9 protein-coding genes are annotated in these 19,246 nt (G+C 35.2%); 6 read left to right on the top strand and 3 right to left on the bottom strand.

Features of this window, described 5'->3' with window-relative positions; translation table 11 throughout:
• Window positions 1–123 precede the first annotated feature (123 nt).
• The 3 genes from ACFFLS_RS24320 to ACFFLS_RS24310 all read right to left on the bottom strand — a co-directional run bounded on the left by ACFFLS_RS24320 (window position 124) and on the right by ACFFLS_RS24310 (window position 3,796).
• A complete protein-coding gene (locus tag ACFFLS_RS24320; protein WP_379682552.1) occupies window positions 124–1,875 on the bottom strand; it encodes an MFS transporter in 1,752 nt (583 codons plus the stop codon).
• 177 nt (window positions 1,876–2,052) lie between these two features.
• Window positions 2,053–2,754, bottom strand: a complete 702-nt coding sequence (locus ACFFLS_RS24315; RefSeq protein ID WP_379682551.1) for a LytR/AlgR family response regulator transcription factor — start codon at window positions 2,752–2,754, stop codon at window positions 2,053–2,055.
• Entirely contained in the window at window positions 2,744–3,796 is a 1,053-nt protein-coding gene (locus ACFFLS_RS24310) for a sensor histidine kinase (protein ID WP_379682550.1), read from the bottom strand. The genes ACFFLS_RS24315 and ACFFLS_RS24310 overlap by 11 nt, the downstream gene beginning before the upstream one ends.
• A 271-nt stretch (window positions 3,797–4,067) precedes the next feature.
• On the opposite strand from ACFFLS_RS24310, the gene ACFFLS_RS24305 reads away from it, so the two are divergent.
• The 6 genes from ACFFLS_RS24305 to ACFFLS_RS24280 all read left to right on the top strand — a co-directional run bounded on the left by ACFFLS_RS24305 (window position 4,068) and on the right by ACFFLS_RS24280 (window position 19,194).
• Window positions 4,068–7,100 (top strand): SusC/RagA family TonB-linked outer membrane protein, encoded by a 3,033-nt coding sequence (locus ACFFLS_RS24305; protein ID WP_379682549.1) that lies wholly within the window; start codon window positions 4,068–4,070, stop codon window positions 7,098–7,100.
• 10 nt (window positions 7,101–7,110) lie between these two features.
• The gene (locus ACFFLS_RS24300) at window positions 7,111–8,691 is read left to right on the top strand and encodes a RagB/SusD family nutrient uptake outer membrane protein (protein WP_379682548.1); all 1,581 of its coding nucleotides are present in this window, start codon (window positions 7,111–7,113) and stop codon (window positions 8,689–8,691) included.
• Between the two features lie 99 nt (window positions 8,692–8,790).
• The gene (nagB, locus tag ACFFLS_RS24295; protein ID WP_379682547.1) at window positions 8,791–10,728 is read left to right on the top strand and encodes a glucosamine-6-phosphate deaminase; all 1,938 of its coding nucleotides are present in this window, start codon (window positions 8,791–8,793) and stop codon (window positions 10,726–10,728) included.
• 147 nt (window positions 10,729–10,875) lie between these two features.
• Entirely contained in the window at window positions 10,876–12,942 is a 2,067-nt protein-coding gene (locus ACFFLS_RS24290; protein WP_379682546.1) for a beta-N-acetylhexosaminidase, read from the top strand.
• Between the two features lie 487 nt (window positions 12,943–13,429).
• The gene (gene chiA, locus ACFFLS_RS24285) at window positions 13,430–18,166 is read left to right on the top strand and encodes a T9SS-translocated chitinase ChiA (protein WP_379682545.1); all 4,737 of its coding nucleotides are present in this window, start codon (window positions 13,430–13,432) and stop codon (window positions 18,164–18,166) included.
• A gap of 254 nt (window positions 18,167–18,420) precedes the next feature.
• Window positions 18,421–19,194, top strand: coding sequence for a TlpA family protein disulfide reductase (locus tag ACFFLS_RS24280; protein ID WP_379682544.1), 774 nt, complete (start codon window positions 18,421–18,423; stop codon window positions 19,192–19,194).
• Window positions 19,195–19,246 lie beyond the last annotated feature (52 nt).

The following is a 19,246-nucleotide window of genomic DNA, read 5'->3' as shown; positions in this document are numbered from 1 at the left end:
AAGGGTCAAAGGCTAAAAGTTGCAAAGGCTCAAAGGTTTTCTCTCTTGACCTTTTGTATAAAAAAATCCAAATTCCGTTTTTAAATTGGAATTTGGATTTTTTATATTGAGATTCTTTAAATATTAATGTCCTCCGCCTTCGCTTTCTACGTGGCTGATTCCTTGTCTTTTTAAAATTTTAGGACAATAGAATCCGTAGAATGCTAAATATGCAAAACCAATAAGTGGTACAACATATGAGAAGTGTGTGTAAGTAATTCCGAATATTCCGTCTGGATGCGTTCCATCCAAATCACAGATTCCTCCTTGTACCAATGGAATAACACCACCTCCAAGAATCATCATGATAAGGAAAGAAGATGCTTTTCCGGTATTTTTTCCTAATCCAGCAATGGCTAAATCAAAGATAGAAGGCCACATGATAGACAAGAACAAACCGCCAGAAATAAAGAAGAATTTAGCAACTTCTGGATCTCTCCATACTAATCCAAGAAACATCATTAGTAATCCTGAAATTCCGAAAAGCATTAATGTTTTTCCAGCATTTTTTCCTCCAACGAAACTTACTGCAATAAATAACAAAATCCAGATTGGGTAAATGTAGAATGAAGAAACGTCGTGTGCAGCAAAAATATTAGCACCAATAATTACTCCGAATGCTAAAGCTGGAACAATAAATTTAAGCGCTGTATTTACTAAGTTTGAAGTGTTGAAAACGTTTACACCACCATTCCAACGTCCGATCATTAAACTTCCCCAGTAAAGGGCGATAAAAGGAGCTATAGAATCTTCTAGGATACTTCCGAATTCGCTTGTTTTTAATAAAGCAGGAAGATTACTGATGATGGTAACTTCTGTTCCAACGTAAATGAAAATCCCTAACATTCCCAAATATAATTGAGGATAATCGAAAATGCTGAACTTGCTTTTCTCTTGTTCGATTACAGCTTCGGCATCAACTTTTGCAGGGTCTTCGATTTTAGAGAAATACATGAAAATTGCAACGATAATGAATGCAATTCCTAAAATTGTAAATGGAAATTTTACTAATTCTAGTTTTGATTTTACTACTTCTAAAGGCAATTCTACTTTTGCAACGTCTTTTTCAATTGTTTCGTACTGTTTAACAAAAGGCTTAACTGGTGCATCTTTTGTACTGCTCGAAATTGCTAACAACTGAGCGTCAACCTTAGCAAGTTGTGCTGTTAAAGCGTTTGAGGCAGTTTCTGTAACTGTTTTTGGATCAACATTGTCGCTGTTGATTTGTTTGATATTTTCGGTGATTTCATTTTTTAATTTAACGAAATCGCCTTGAATGATTTCTATAGAACTTTTGTCTTTTTTGCTTTCTTCTTTATTTCCCATTCCGAAAAGGGCAATTCCAAGTAAGATCGCACCAATTGTCGTTCCGAAAGAGTTAACACCTCCAGCAAGAGTTAAGCGGTGTGCTCCAGTTGCAGGGTCTCCCATTTTGATGGCAAGAGGATTGGCAACAATCTGCTGGATTGAAAAGCCTAATCCAACAATAAATAAGGCTGATAAAAAGAATGGAAAACTTCCGAAAGATGCGGCTGGAATAAATAAAAATGAACCAACTGCAGAAAGAATTAATCCGGCTGCCAGTGTTTTTTTGTATCCAAATTTTTGTAAAACGTCTGCTTTAAGAGATACAATAAAAAATATGATTGATCCTACGAAATATGCAGCATAAAATGCCCACGCTACTAATTGCGATTGTACCTGCGATAACGTAAATACTTTTTTGAATACTGGAATAAGGATGTCATTGGCAGAGCCGACAAAACCCCAAAAGAAGAAGACAATTATCAGTGAGATAAACTGCCCCCATTTGGTTTGTACATTTTCTGAAGTCATAAGAATGAGGTTAATTTTTTTATATAATTTGTTTTTTGAAGACCGTAAATATATTTGTTAACGGTTTCAAAAAAAAATAAAACGATATAAATAATGTTAAATTTAAACCAACGACATCATTTTTTCAACAAAGTGTTAGTTTAAAGTGCTTTATGGAAAAACATTTAAATAGGAGAATTACTCCAGAATTTTGTTTTTAACGTCTTTGCTGTAGTTTCTTCCGATTGGAATATTATATGACTGAATCTGAACGCGGTTTCCTTCGATGGATTTTACTTTGTTTAAAGCAATCACATAAGACTTATGAATGCGTAGAAAACGCTCGGCAGGAAGTTCTTCTGATAAGGAAGTTAAGGATTTGTGCGTGATATAAGTTTTATCGGGAGTTACGACTTTAATATATTCTTTCATGCCTTCAACAAAGAGAATTTCCTCAATATTGATCTTCATCATTTTTTTATCAACTTTAATAAAAATATGGGAGTCGCCTTTTGAGTTTTCTACTTTGATGTTGTTTTTAAGGTTGTATTCGGTCGTAATTTTATTGATGCATTTGATGAATCTTGGAAGCGGAATCGGTTTTACCAGATAATCTAAAACATCAAGATCGTAGCTTTCGGCAGCAAATTCTCTAAAAGCTGTTGTGATGATTACTTTCGTCTTGTTTTCTATCAGACTAATCAATTCAAAACCAGTCATCATTGGCATGTTGATGTCCAGAAAAACAGCATCGACAGGCGTACTGTTGATAAAATCAAGTGCCTCAAGAGAGTTGTTGAATGTGCCGACAACTTCAAAATCTGTAAAATTGACAAAGTAATTCTGCAGAACCTTGATTGCTAAGGGTTCGTCATCAATTAATACACATTTAATCTTCATGCTCGATAGGTATTTGTAATCTGATTATGTAGAAATTTAGTTTTGTTTTGTGTTTTAGGCTGAAATTGTTTTTGTAAATGAGTTTTAATCTTTTTTTGGTATTTACCAGTCCAATCCCTTTTTTTGGATTATGATTTTGTGAAAGTACGAAATTATTTAAAATTTCAAAATCCAGCGTCTTATTGTCTATAACTTTGCAATTGATTTTGATTTTGAGGTTGTTATTGTTTAAGCCTCCATGTTTGAAGGCATTTTCTACCAATGAAATAAAGATTAGAGGCGGTACTACAACATCTTCTATGGCCGATTCCAAATTTATAGTTACTTCCACATTTTCAAATCGCAACTTTTCAATTTCAATATAATTCTGAATGTAATCTATTTCTTTAATCAGAGGTACAAATTTGGTTCCTTTTATATCATACAAAACATATTCCATCAAGTGGGATAATTTTATGATTACATCTGGAACTTTTTTGGAAGATTCGAGTGATAAGGCGTAAAGATTATTTAAAGTATTAAAAAAAAAGTGTGGCTGGATCTGATTTTCGAGGTATTTCAGTTTTATTTTAAACTGATTTTCTCTTAATGAACGGTTTCTTTCTCTTTCGCGCAACCAAGTAAGAGTAAGATATACTGATGATGCCATTGCCAAAACGTACAATTCTCCAATGCACACCGCTACAATATGATTTATTTCGAAAGGATGGTATTCGCGATTGGCTTCAGGCCAGATGTTTTCAGAAACAATGTAATACGTAAGTGCCGTTTTGAGCAAATAGATTGCAAATAGACTTAGTATTAATGAAGCTGTGTATTGAATGTATTTTTGTCTCAATACAAATTTTGGAACCAGAACAAAGAGATTAAAATAAACGAGCGGAATATGAAGTGAAAATTCAATCAAATTAGATTTGAATGAATAGGGATAATCATTAAAGTAGGCTCCCCATCTTAAAAAGTTTAATGTAAAGTAGCCTCCCCAGAACCAAAGATGATTTTGAAGTTTTATGTTGAATTTAATTTTTTGAATTTCTTTCAAAGTAATTTCCTTCTCGGATTATGATTTTCTTAACAGTGAAACAATAAAGTGCAACTTTAAACAATTAACTGCAAAGAGCCAATTCTTTTGCATAAAATTTTATGAAAAAAGAGTATAGGTATTTATTTTTTAAGTAAAAACGTTTTCGTAAAACACATTATTGAATGATTTATGTCGTTGGTTTAAATTTTTTTGCTGTTGGTTTAATTTATTTTTTTTAACACTACCTTAAGAATAATTTTACGTCATAACTAACAAAATAAAAATAAACATGAAAAAAATTTTCTTAATCTTTATGATTGTTTTTACGGCGCAAGTTTCGCTTGCGCAAGTGAAAAGTGTCAAGGGTGTGATTACAGATTCTGACGGGATGCCGTTACCAGGAGCATCTGTTGCTGTACAAGGAAGTCAAAAAGGTGCCACAACCGATTTTGACGGATTGTACACGATTGAAGTGCAAAAAGGACAAAGCTTAGTTTTTACTTATGTAGGTCTTGAAACACAGACTATAGTTGTAGGAGATGCAACAACAATCAATGTAAAAATGCTTCCTGCTGCATCAAATGCCTTAAGCGAGGTTGTCGTAACATCGCTGGGTATCAAGAAAACCAGAAAATCACTTACTTATGCAGCTCAGGAACTTAAGGGAGATGAATTAGTTCGTGTAAAAGATGCCAACGTTATCAATACAATTGCGGGTAAAATTGCCGGTGTTGCTGTTACTAAAAGTTCAGGAGGAACTGGTGGATCTACAAAAGTTGTAATTCGTGGAAATTCATCTGTAGTAAACAGCCAGCCTTTATACGTTATTGATGGTATTCCGATGTTGAACTCAGGTTCAGGACAGCCGAATGAATCGTTTGGTAGTTTAGCTGGCGGTAACCGTGATGGAGGAGACGTTGTTTCTTTGATTAATCCAGATGATTATGAGGGTATGACGGTTCTTAAAGGTGCAGCAGCTTCGGTACTTTATGGTTCTCAGGGAGCAAATGGTGTTATTTTGCTTTCTTCTAAAAAAGCTAAAACAGGAAAAGCAAACATCACAGCTTCATCTGTAACAACTTTTGAGGAAGCAGCTTATATGCCTAAATTCCAAACAGATTATGTTGCTGCTACTGGAGCAGATGAAACATGGGGGCCTGCTGGAAAAACAAAAGATCACGTAAAAGATTTTTTTAATACAGGAACTACTCAAATTACTTCGATAGGATATTCAATTGGTTCTGAAAATTCTTCTACTGCTTTTTCTTACGCTAATACTTCTGCTACGGGTATTATTCCTGAAAACAGTTTAAAGAAAAACAACTTTGGAGTTAGACAAACGGCTAAGTTTTTTGGAGACAAATTAGTTTTTGCAGCTAATGCCAACTATACTTCACAGACAATTATTAACAAACCAGTAAATGGTTTCTACTTTAACCCTCTAACGGGAGTTTATTTAATGCCAAGAGGTTATGACTTTAATTTTTACAAAGATAATTACGAAGTTTTTGACCCTTCAAGAAACTTAATGGCGCAAAACTGGATGACAAATAGAGATATTATGCAGAATCCGTATTGGGCAGTTAATAGAAATAAATCTGAAGATAAAAATGATTTCTTCAATGGTGCTTTATCATTAACTTATAAAGTAAATGATTGGTTGAGTATTGCTTCAAGATACAGCTATAACAGGGTGACCAGTATTTTTGACAAGAGAATTTATGCTACAACACAAGGAACTCTTTCGCATATTAATGGTCGTTACATCAACGAAAATGCTTTGAGCACACAACGTTATGGTGATTTGATTGCTACAATTAATACAAAAATTGGTTCTGATTTTACTTTTAATGCCAACATTGGAGCAAGTATCAACAACACAATGACAAATCAAAAAACAATTTTAGATTCTGGAATTGGTGGCGGTTTGAAATATGCGAACTGGTTTACATTACACAACTTCAACAATAATGATGGTAACTATCAGACAATCGATTCGCACAGAGAGATCCAGTCTATATTTGCTGCAACTACATTTGGCTATAAAGACATGTTGTTTCTTGATCTTACAGGAAGAAATGACTGGTCGTCTACTTTAGTAAATACAGGTACTCCAAGTTATTTTTATCCTTCTGTTGGTCTAACTGCTTTGATCAGCGAAATGGCTACAATGCCAGAATGGATCAATTATGGTAAAATTCGTGCTACCTATGCACAGGTTGGTAATGATATTTATCCGTTTATTTCAAGTCCAAGCAACTATTATACAAATGGTAGTGGTGCTAAATTCAACGCTTTGGTAGCACCAAAACCGGGAACTACATTAAAACCAGAATTAAAATCAGAGTTTGAATTTGGTACAGAGTGGAGAATGTTTAATAACAGATTAGGTTTTGAGATTTCGTACTACAACTCAGAAACAAAAAACCAGTATTTACAAGTAGTTGCTCCTGTTGGAAATATTTATGGTGTTGATTTTTATGGAATTAATGCTGGTAGCATCGAAAACAAAGGTTTTGAGGTTGTCTTAAATGCAGGAATTGTGAGAAATGATAAATTCACTTGGGATTCAGCTATTAACTTTTCACAAAACAAAAATAAAGTAAAAGAAATCCCAGCAGAATTAGGAGGAAAAGTAAATTTAACCGATCCAGGAGTTAACGGATATAAATACACTTTGACAGAAGGAAGACCATTCGGTGTTATCGAAGGTTATAAAATGCTGAAAGATGCTCAGGGAAGAATTTTATTAAATAGTGATGGAAAAATTCAAAAAACTGAGTTTGTTGAATTAGGAAATTCAAATCCTGATTTTATGCTAGGTTTTTCTAACTCTTTCAAAGTTGGATCTTTCTTTGCAAATGTTTTAATCGACGGACGTTTTGGAGGAGATGTTATGAGTTTGACAGAAGCACAGAATGACTCATTTGGAGTTTCTAAAGCGACAGGAGATGCTAGAAATGCAGGAGGTGTTAAAATAAATGCTGTAATGCCAAACGGTACAGCGGTAACAACTATGGATGCTCAGTCTTATTACACTCAGGTAGGAGGAAGAGCAGGGATTACAGGTGAATATATGTATGATGCAACGAATGTAAGTGTTAGAGAGGTTTCTATCGGATATAATTTCAATCCTAAGTCAGTGCCTTTTATTCAATCAGCAAGTATTTCCTTAATTGCAAGAAACTTATTCTTCATTTACAAAGATGCACCATTCGATCCTAATATCGCATTGAGTACAGGACAAGGTTTACAGGGAGTAGATATTTATGGTTTACCATCTACCAGAAGTATCGGTCTTAATTTAAATGTAACTTTCTAATTCTAAAATCATGAAACTAAATAAAATAACAAAAGCGGCTATCTGCAGTTTATTACTCGCATCTGTGGGTTGTACAGATAACTTTGAAGATATAAATTCGAATCCTAATGGTATTTCGCTTCCGGATTTTGAGCAGGATTTTAATCACATTAAAGGAGGTTTTTCTCCGATGTTTAACAATATCCAAGTTCTGACTCCAGAATGGGTTTATCAATTGCAACAAGGTCTTAACTCTGATATTTGGTCAGGATACATGGCTACACCAACAGGTTTTGAAGGTGGTGTAAATAATACAACGTATTCATTAATGGATAACTGGAATGGATTTATCTGGGATTACGGTTATAAAAATGTAATGTTTAATGCATTTGATATTGCCAATAAGTCGAAAGGAAAATACGATCAGTTTTATGCTTTGTCATTAATTCTTAAAGTAGAAGGAATGCACAGAATGACAGATACTTTCGGGCCAATAATTTACTCTAAATTCGGTTCAACAGATGCAACAATCGGATACGATTCTCAAGAAGAAGTTTATACTCAAATGTTTGCCGAATTGGATACAGCTGTCGCTGAATTGACAAAAAGAGTTGATGCCGGAGAAGCTTCAACTTTTGCTTCGACAGATATGACTGGTTACGGCGGAAAATATGAATCTTGGGTGAGATTTGCCAATACTTTGCGTTTAAGGCTGGCGATGCGTATTGTTAAAGTTAAACCAGCTTTAGCAAAAACAGAAGCAGAAAAAGCCGTAGCTCATAAATTTGGTGTAATGCTGGTTAACGATGATTCGTTTAAAATTGTTTCGCCGGTATATACAAATCCAATTGCAACAATCAGCGGTTCTTGGTTGGATATTCGCATGTCTGCTGATATGGAATCTATCTTGAGAGGATATCAAGATCCTAGAATTGCTTTTTATTTTGATACTTCAAAACAGTTCGCTGGTCAATATAAAGGAGTAAGAACCGGAATAGCAATTAGCGGAAAATCAGATCATCAAGACTTTTCAGGAATTGGTGCTGTCGTAAAATCAAAAGAAATTTATCTTATGAATGCTGCAGAGGCTTATTTTTTAAGAGCTGAAGGTGCTTTGAGAGGATGGGCTATGGGCGGTACAGCTCAGGAATTGTATGAAGCTGGTATTAAACTTTCATTTGATCAGAGAGGAGTTTCGGGAGCAGCCGCTTATATCGCTGATAATGTAAAAACTCCGATTGCATATGTTGATCCAAATTTCCCAGAAAACAATTCACCTGCTGTAAATAATGTTACGGTTGCTTGGGATGCCGCAGCTACAAACGAAGTTAAATTACAAAAAATCATTACTCAAAAATGGATTTCTGGTTTCCCTGAAGGACAAGAAGCATGGTCTGATTACAGAAGAACTGGATATCCTAAATTGTTCCCAGTATTAAAGAATTACAGCGGTGGAGCAATTACTACAGAATTTGGTGTTAGAAGGGTAAATTTTGTTCAGTCTGAAAAAGCTGGAAACTCTGGTGGAGTAGCTACCGGTGTTGCAAAATTAAACGGACCTGATAATGGTGGTACCAGAGTTTGGTGGGATACTACAGGAGCAAATTTTTAAGAACAATATAAGTTTTGGTTAGTAGGATGGTATAGGCGGTGAAAGCCGTTTATACCATTTTAAAAAATCATTTTCATAATTACTACAAAAAAGAAAAAAATGAAAAGTGCTTTAGAAATTAAACCTGATATCAGCTATAAAAGTGCCGGAAAGTTTGAAGAAACCCGTTTTGAAAAAATTCACAACGAGATTTTCAAAAGTTCTGCCGAAGCTTCTGTAATCGTAGCCCAGGAAATTGCACAGCTGATTCGATCTAAACAGGAAAAAAACAAATCTTGTGTTTTAGGTTTAGCAACAGGCTCTTCTCCTATAAAAGTTTATGAGGAATTAGTGAGAATGCATAGGGAAGAAGGCTTGAGCTTTAGTAATGTAATCACTTTTAATTTGGATGAATATTATCCAATGACAAAAGAGAACAATCAGAGCTATCATTATTTCATGCATCAGCATCTTTTTAATCATATCGATATCAAACCAGAAAATATTAATATTCCCGACGGAACTATTGCTTTAGATGAACTTAATCAGTACTGTATTGATTACGAAATGAATATTAAAAATGCTGGAGGACTTGATTTTCAGCTTCTAGGAATTGGACGTACAGGACATGTGGGATTTAATGAACCAGGTTCACATATAAATTCTGGAACCCGAATTATTACGCTTGACCATATTACAAGAGTTGATGCTTCGTCTGATTTTAACGGTATTGATAATGTCCCGAAACGTGCTATTACAATGGGAGTTTCTACAATCCTAAGATCAAAGAGAATTGTATTGATGGCATGGGGACAGAATAAAGCCGACATTATTAAAAGAACTGTTCAAGGAGATATAAGTTCTGAAGTTCCAGCAACTTTTTTACAGAATCACCCGAATGCTACTTTTGTTCTGGATCAGTCTGCCGCTGCCGAATTGACACGTTTTAAAACGCCTTGGCTGGTTGGTGAATGTCTGTGGACACCAGAACTTAAAAGCAAAGCTATTGTATGGCTCTGTCAGAAAACCAAACAGTCAATCTTGAAACTGACCGATCGTGATTACAACAATAACGGAATGTCTGATTTATTGGCTCAGGAAGGCTCTGCTTATGATATGAATATCAATATGTTTAATATCCTGCAGCATACCATTACAGGTTGGCCGGGCGGAAAACCCAATACAGACGATTCATTTCGTCCCGAAAGGGCGCATCCAGCGAAGAAAAGAGTAATTCTTTTCAGTCCGCATCCTGATGATGACGTGATTTCGATGGGAGGGACTTTTTCAAAATTAATCAAACAAGGACACGATGTTCAAGTGGTTTATCAAACTTCGGGAAACATTGCGGTTACAGATGATGAAGCTTTAAAATTTGCTGAGGTTGGTAGTGATTTTATCGGTGCAGCTGTAGCTGATATCAACTTCAAGTCGGTAATTGAATTCCTGAACAATAAGTCTGAAAATCAAATTGATTCCTTAGAAGTTAGAAAACTCAAAGGTTTGATAAGAAGAAGAGAATCCTATGCGGCAACTCGTTATATTGGTCTCAAAGATGAGAATACACATTTCTTAGACCTTCCTTTTTATGAAACTGGGCAGGTAAAGAAAAATCCGCTAGGACCTGAAGATATTGCCATTGTAAAAGATATTATTGCCAAAATCAAGCCACATCAAGTCTTTGCAGCAGGAGATTTGGCAGATCCGCACGGCACACATGAAGTTTGTCTGAATGCCATTTTTGCTGCATTAAAAGAGCTGAAATCGGAACCTTATATGAACGATTGCTGGTTATGGCTATACAGAGGCGCTTGGCATGAATGGGACATACACGAAATCGATATGGCTGTTCCGTTGAGTCCTTCAGAAGTATTATTAAAGCGCCACGCCATTTTGTATCACCAGTCGCAGAAAGACAGAGTTATGTTTCAAGGCAATGATTCGAGAGAATTCTGGGTTAGGGCAGAAGACCGAAACAAAAATACCGCCATACTTTATGATGAATTGGGTCTGGCTGAATACGAAGCAATTGAAGCTTTCAAACGTTTTGACTATTAAAGTTAACGATTCGAAACCGTTCGAGTCAAACAGCAAAATTCAGAGAGATTGTTTTGTGATTGGTGAGGTTCGATAAAAGTCTTTCTGAGCTTTGTTTTTTTCTAATTACAATATTATCATGGGATAATATTAACCAAAAAATTAAAAATGAAATATTTATTTGTACTGCTGTTAGCAGGCGTAACGGTTGGTGCTCAAGTTAAAAAAGAGCAACTAAACCTTATGCCTTGGCCTCAAAGTGTTGTTTTAAACGATGGAAATTTTACTTTAACCAAGAATTTTAAAGTAAACATAACCGGAAATCCGAATTCGAGGATTTTTGGAGGAGTAACTCGTTTTTTACGCCGATTAGACAACAGAACAGGTATTTTTTTTGAACAAGGATTTATTGCAAAACTAAATGAAGTCCCGAATGCAGAATTGCAAATCAATTGTACTAAAGCAGGAAAAATTGGTCTTTACGAAGACGAAAGTTATCATTTGGATATTAAATCAAATAAAATCACAATAAATGCTTCAAGCGATTTAGGAGCTTTACACGGTCTTGAAACTTTGTTGCAGATTCTTCAAAATAACAGTACCTCATTTTATTTCCCAGTCTCGCAGATTTCAGATTTTCCTCGTTTTACTTGGAGAGGCTTAATGATTGATGCTTCAAGGCATTTTCAACCAGTAGATGTAATCAAGAGAAATCTCGACGGACTTGCGGCAATGAAAATGAATGTTTTTCATTGGCATTTGGTAGATGATCAAGGCTGGAGAATCGAAATGAAGAAACATAAGAAGTTAATAGAGCTTGCTTCTGATGGTTTGTATTATACGCAGGAAGAAATTAAAAACATAGTTAAATATGCAGAGGAAAGAGGAATTTTGATTGTTCCTGAAATAGATGTTCCGGGTCACGGATCGGCTATACTTACAGCTTATCCTGAAATAGGAAGCAAAGTGATTACGCTGACTGGAGGAACTTCCGAAAAAAATAGTAAAGGCACTGCAATTGCATCCTACGGAATTGAAAGGAATGCGGGAATTTTCACTCCTACATTAGACCCTTCAAATCCTAAAACATATCTGTTGTTAAGCGAAATTTTTGATGAAGTCTGTCCGCTTTTTCCAGGAGCTTATTTTCATATCGGAGGAGATGAAAACGAAGGCAAAGACTGGGATGGAAATCCTAAAATACAAGAATTTAAAAAGAAACATAATTTAAAAACAAATCACGAATTGCAGACTTATTTTACCATGCAGTTGGTACCCATGCTTAAAAAACACGGCAAACAGCTGATGGGCTGGGAAGAGATTCTAACCAAAGATTTGTCTAAAGAAGCAATCATTCATTCGTGGAGAGGACCAAATGAAGGAGTTGTTGCAGGAAAGTCATTGGTAGATGCAGTGAAAAAAGGTTATAAGACAGTATTGTCTAATGGTTTTTATATCGATTTGATGTATCCGATTGCAAGTCATTACTTAAATGATCCGATGCCGAAAGGAGCCAATTTATCTACAGAGGAAAAAGCAATGATTCTTGGAGGAGAAGCAACCATGTGGACAGAACTTGTAACACCGCTTACGATAGATTCGAGACTTTGGCCAAGAACAGCTGCAATTGCCGAAAGGCTTTGGTCTGCAGAAGAGGTAACAGATATTGCGAGTATGCGCAGACGTCTTGAAACAGTTTCTTTCAGATTGGAAGAATTAGGATTAACACATATTCGAAACAAGGCGGTGATTTTGAGAAATATCTCAAACAATCAGGATATTAAGGTATTGGAAGAATTTTCAAATGTTTGCGAGCCTTTAAAAGGATATACGCGAAATAAAGACGGAACAGAATATCAGATGTATTCGCCTTTAACGCTTTTTGCAGATGCTTGTACGCCAGACGCAAAAGATGCTTTAGCATTTGATGTTGTGGTAACGCAATATTTGGCTAATAAATCGGCAGCTAATAAAGCCAAAGTAACTTCATTTTTCAATAAATGGATTACTGTATATAAAGATTTAACCGCATTAGGCGCAAATGCACCATTGGTGGAGCCCATATTACCATTATCTAAAAAACTAAATGATGCTTCTCAGGAATTATTATTGGTTTTGGATAATAAATCAACTTTAAAGTCAGAAGATCTAAAAAAATTGATAGAGCAATGTAATACAAAAGATCATGCAGATGTTGAGCTGTCTGTTTATGAGAGTTTAAAAAAATTACTTTAAGGTTTGATTTGAATCAGTATTTAGTACGTTTTTAATGCTGCTAATGTTTTTTTTAGAGTAGTAATTATCTCTGTCATAATTATTTGACAGGGGTAATTACAAAAAAAATGAATTTCAGGAATCTATTTGTAGATCGAAATATAAATCAAGTAAAAAATAACCAATAACGGAGTATTAACCTTTAAAAAACCAAATAAAGAGAATACAATAAAACATGACAAAAAAAGAGTATAGATTGATGAGTAGTCCCAAATTTATCATTTGTATTTGACATTAATTTTTTTTGAAAATTATAAATAAATATCAATCACTACTATTTGCTAATGATTATGCATGAATCAGTAATAGTAATATTTATCTATAGAATGTAATTTGAGTTTATTTCCGGTCGACCGCGGGGCTCCAATCTGCAGTTGAACGAAACCCAGAAGATTTTAGATTTCTGTGGCCCAATTATTTATTTTCTATTAACTAATATTTATTAACTATGAAACATTATTACAGATTGCTTTTTTTGTTATTGTTTCCCTTACTAGCGTTGGCTCAATCAGCTCACGGGAAGAAAGTAGTGGGGTATTATGCGCAATGGTCTATTTATGCCCGGGATTTTAATGTTCCGAAAATTGATGGAAGTAAAATTACGCATTTAAATTATTCTTTTTATGGGACAACTTATGATCCTGCCCATCCAGAGAATACAAAGTTAAAATGTTTAGATACTTATGCCGATTTTGAGCATATGGAAGGAGGTATTCCGTGGGATGCTCCAGTAAAGGGTAACTTTTATGATTTAATGAAATTAAAAGAAAAGTATCCTCATTTGAAAATTTTAATTTCTGTTGGAGGCTGGACAAAAGGACAAGATCTTTCTCCAATTGCTGCAAGTCCAGTAGCGAGAGCAGCTTTAGCAGCAGATATGGCAAACTTCATTGCGACATATCCTTTTATTGATGGTTTTGATATCGATTGGGAATATCCTCTTTCGGGCGGAACTGATGGTACAGAAATAGTAAACGGTTCGCCTGTTCCTCCGCAAAAATACAGTCCTGATGACAACAAAAATTTGGTTTACTTATTAAAAGCCATGCGTCAGGCCATGCCAAACAAATTGGTTACGATTGCTGCGGGAAACAATGTTAGAAATGTTTCTAAACAATATTTAGGACCAAACAACAGATCGCAATACGGCATGACCGAAGATATTTCGACTTACTGTGATTATATTACTTATTTCGGATATGATTTCGGAGGAAATTGGTATGATAAAACCTGTTACAATGCACCATTATATGCGAGCGGAAACACCAACGATCCGCTGTATGGAGCAACTCAATCAGAATCGTTAGACGAATTAACAAATCAATATTTAAACGTAATTGGTTTTCCTGCAAATAAATTAATCATGGGACTGCCTTTTTACGGAAAAAAATTCGATAACGTTGCCACAAATTCGACAAATGGTTTATTCGTTGCAGCGCCAAGATATATAGTTCCGGGATGTACAAATCCGCAAAACCCAACAGGAACATGGGATGGTTCTGGAGCTTGTGAAAAATCTGGAAGTATCGAAATCTGCGATTTAGTCGGAAATCCAGTAACAAACTCACATGCTTATTTGGACCCCAATACCATGATGGTAACGCCATCTGCAGCTTCGGCAGGATGGGTTCGTTATTTTGACAACACAACAAAAGTTCCTTATTTGTATAATGCTACTTTAAAACAGTTTATTTCTTATGAAGATAAACAATCAATAGATTTAAAGGTACAATACATTAAATCAAGAAACTTAGCAGGAGGTATGATTTGGGAATTATCTCAAGATACTAGAGGCGCCATTCCGAATTCGTTATTGAACCAAGTTGATGCTTCTTTCGGAAGTGTTGTTCCGGGAACAGTAAGCATTGCAGGCTCTGTAAAAAACGGATCATCTTTAGTTACTGATGTTACAGTAGAGTTGCGTAATGCTGCCAATGTAGTTATTCAGACAGTAGTTTCTGCTAATGGAAATTTTGCATTCAATAATTTAACTTCAGGACAAAACTATTCGCTTACAGCGTTAAAAGCGAGCTATACATTTGTTCCAGTAACATTAACGAATGTTACGACAAATCAAACCGCAGTTTTGATTAACGGAACACAGCCAATTTACACCGTAAGCGGAACAGTTCTTGACGGAACAACTCCTGTTTCTGGAGTAACCGTTTCGGCAGTTTCAGGAAGCACAACTTTAACAGCAGTTTCAAATGCAAGTGGAGTTTATAGCATTGCAGGTTTAACAGCAGGATTGAACTTTACAGTTATGGCTGCAAAATCTGGATTTTCGTACACACCAGCTTCAACGGTTTACAATGCAATTGATGGCAATAAAACGTTGAACTTCACTCAAGGAGCCGCAGTTGTAAACTACACTGTAAGCGGAACAGTGCTAAACGGAACAATTCCAGTTTCTGGCGTAACGGTTACTGCATCTTCTGCAGCAGGGAATTTTACAGCAGTTACCAATGCAAGCGGAGTTTATTCTCTTACATTGGCTTCTGGCGGAAATTATACGGTAACAGCAGCTTTAACAGGACAAACATTTGCTCCGGCTTCAACAGTTTATTCCAATTTGAATGCTAATAAAACATTGAACTTTACACAAAATGTTGTAACAACTTCAAGTAAAATTAGCGGAACCGTAAAGAATGGAACCACTCCTGTTGCTGGTGCAAAAGTAGAATTGGTTTTACCTTGGACAGATAATACACACAACTGGAAAAGTGTTCTTGCAACGACAGATGCACAAGGAAAATACAGTTTTGACAATTCTGTTATAGACGGTTATACACAAGCTTTAAGTTTAAAACTAAACTCATGGGAAAATGGAGAAGTGGCTTATTATCCAAACAATTTGACAAACTTTGCTATTCCGGCAACTCCAACTGTTTACAATTTTAATACAAGTTCTACAGCAAAAGCTGCATTAGCTGCGGCCACAAACTTAATTAGCGGAACAGTTAAAAACGGAACAACTCCTGTTGCTGGCGCAAAAGTAGAAATTGTGTTGCCTTGGACAGATAATACGCATAACTGGAAAAGTGTTTTAGCAACTACAGATGCATCAGGAAATTATGCTTTTGATAATTCGGTTGTAGCAGGTTATACGCAAATTTTAAGTTTAAAGTTGAATTCATGGGAAAATGGTGAAGTGACTTATTATCCAAACAACTTAACCAATTTTGCCGTTCCGACAACTCCAACGATTTACAATTTTAATAGACAAGCGGTCGTTGCAACTAAGCCAGTGGTAGCGATTACAGCACCAACAGCTTCGGCGATTGCTATAAATTTAGGGTCGGGAATTAATTTTGTTGCAAGTGTTGGGTTAAGTGCTGCTGATGCTACTACAATTTCATCGGTTGTATTTAGTTTAGATGGACAAAATTTGACTGCTACCAATTCTTCGGGAACTTATACAGCAAGTTGGACACCAGCGGCAAATCAGTTTTCAGCTTCTCATACGTTAACCGTTACGGCTACTGCATCAAACGGAACAACAGAATCTAAAACCTATAGTTTTACCTTAAATTGTTCAGGTGCAAACTGTCCCAATACATTACCTGTAATTACTTGGAATTCACCATCAAATACGACTGTGTACCAAAGTTCTTTCCAAGCCGTGCCAATTTCAGTTACAGCTGTTGATAGTGACGGATCCGTTTCAGGTGTTACTATTACCATAAATGGAGGTACATTTAACATGACAGGAGGAGCAAATAACACCTATACGTATAATTTTACACCAGTTGCTTATCAGGATTATCCAATTGTAATAAGAGCAACCGATAATAAATCTGGTGTAACTACATTAAACAATACCATTAAAATTGCTACTGTAGGCACTAATAGATTTATCCCGCTTCCTTCTAAAATTATTTTAGGATATGCCCATTCTTGGGAAAATGCTTCAGCTCCGTTTTTATATTTTTCTCAAATGGTAGGAAGCAAGTTTAACGTTGTCGATTATTCCTTCATAGAAACCGTTAATCGTGACGGTTACACACCAGTATTAACTACAAACGATACTAGGTATTTAACCAATGGTGTTTTCAATAAACAATTATTGAAAAATGATATAAAAGCCTTAAGAGATAGCGGCGTTCCTGTTATTGTTTCTATCGGAGGTCAAAACGGACATGTTGTTTTAGAAAATGTAACTCAGAAAAATATTTTTGTGAATGGTATAAAAGCCATTATTGATGAATATCAATTTGATGGAGTTGATATTGATTTTGAAGGTGGATCGATGAATTTTAGCGCAGGAGGCTTAAGAGATATTTCTTATGCGGGTATTTCTGCTTATCCAAGATTGAAAAACGTAGTAGATGCTTTCAAAGAATTAAAAGCGTATTATGGCCCTGGATTTTTATTAACTGCAGCTCCAGAAACACAATATGTACAAGGAGGATATTCTACTTATACAGATACTTTTGGTTCGTTCCTGCCAATCATTCAAAACTTGCGTAATGAACTGGATTTGTTAGCGGTACAATTGTATAATACAGGAGGAGAAAACGGATTAGATGGCCAGTATTACGGTACGGCTAAGAAAGCAAACATGGTTACAGCCTTAACCGATATGGTGATAAAAGGCTATAACATTGCTTCTACAGGAATGCGTTTTGATGGTTTGCCAGCTTCAAAAGTTTTGATTGCATTGCCAGCTTGTCCAAGTGCAGCAGGAAGCGGTTATTTAACGCCAGCAGAAGGAATTAGTGCTATGGATTATTTAAGAAACGGAACCACTTTTTCTGGAAGAACCTACACTATGCAGCCAGGCGGACCATATCCTTCTTTAAGAGGTTTAATGACTTGGTCTGTAAACTGGGATGCTTCCTCTTGTGGTAATTCATCTGAATTGTCTAAAGCTTACGCCGCTTATTTTGCATCACAAGCTACAGCAAAAACATTGATTCTAGATGACATTTCGGCTGAAAGTAATAAAACGGTTGCCTATTTTAGAAACAATACCTTATCGGTATCTAATGATGCAGAAGACATTACTCAGGTTGATGTATTCAATACAATAGGACAAGTAGTTACAAGTCATAGAAACATTCAAAATAATAAAGAAGTACTGCTTAATAGCCCAAGTTTTGCTAGTAAACAGATTTTTGTAGTGATAGTAACAGACAAATCAGGTCACAAAAAGTCACTTAAAGTGATGAATTTTTTAAATTAAAATGAAATGATTGAAAATTTAGAAATAAGAAAATTGGGACGGTTAAAATTGAGTTTGGTTATTTATTTTTTAACCTAATTTTTATTTCTTAAATGCTGTGAGTTGAGGTAATTTGTTATTTGGTTTTTGCCTCAAATAAAGCATTATGAACCTGGCAATTTTTGTTGCCAGGTTTTTTTATTAAAAAAAGCAATAAAGGCAGTGCGAGACTTTAATTCAATTTTTGATTATTTTTGAAACCAAATATAGAATTCATGCAGAAATTGATCACTTTAATTACATCACTTTTCATTTTTACAATAAATACAGCTCAAAACAAATTCGGAAATCCAGAAGTAGATCCCATTCAAATTCAGAAAACTTACGAGCAATGGTCGGTTTATCAGAATAAAAAAATCATGCTTTCGAGAGATTTTACAGCGCTGGATGTTGCATCAAAAGAAGTCTCAAAAGAAACTTTTTTAGATCAATTAGCAAACGGAAATTTCATTCCAGTTCGATTGAAATCAGATGCGAATATTTACGTTTACAAGTTATTTAAAATTCAACCTAAAACTGATAGTAGTATAAAAGCAACAATCAATCAAATGGGTTTTGATGCTTATAAAAACTTTAAGATGGAAGGAACTGCTTTTCCTAAATTTTCATTTCAAGATTTAGACGGAAATTTAGTTACCAATGAATTCATGAAAGGAAAAATCATTGTAATAAAATGCTGGTACATTCATTGTACGCCATGTATTAGAGAATTCCCGCAAGTCAACAAATTAGTCGAAGATTACAAAGACAGAAAAGACATTGTTTTCATGAGTTTAGCCGAAGATTCTCCGGAACAATTGAAAACGTTTTTAGCTAGAAAACCTTTGGCATATTCTGTTATTCCAAACATGAAAGAATATATGAATGATGCGTTGCAATTGAATTCTTTTCCAACACATTTTATCATTAACAAAGAAGGAATGATTTTGAAAGTGCTTCCTAATTTTGAAAGTTTGGAAATTGCTTTAGCGAAAGAAAGTAAATTGTAGTTGAATCTCGAAGAAGCGAAGACGCAAAGTTTTTTTACCATATAAGTAATAT

It is taken from the genome of Flavobacterium procerum, assembly GCF_042431625.1.
GTDB classification, from domain to species: domain Bacteria; phylum Bacteroidota; class Bacteroidia; order Flavobacteriales; family Flavobacteriaceae; genus Flavobacterium; species Flavobacterium procerum.
Note: the sequence above shows the minus strand (reverse complement) of the source record. Positions and strands in the feature narration are given on the sequence as shown.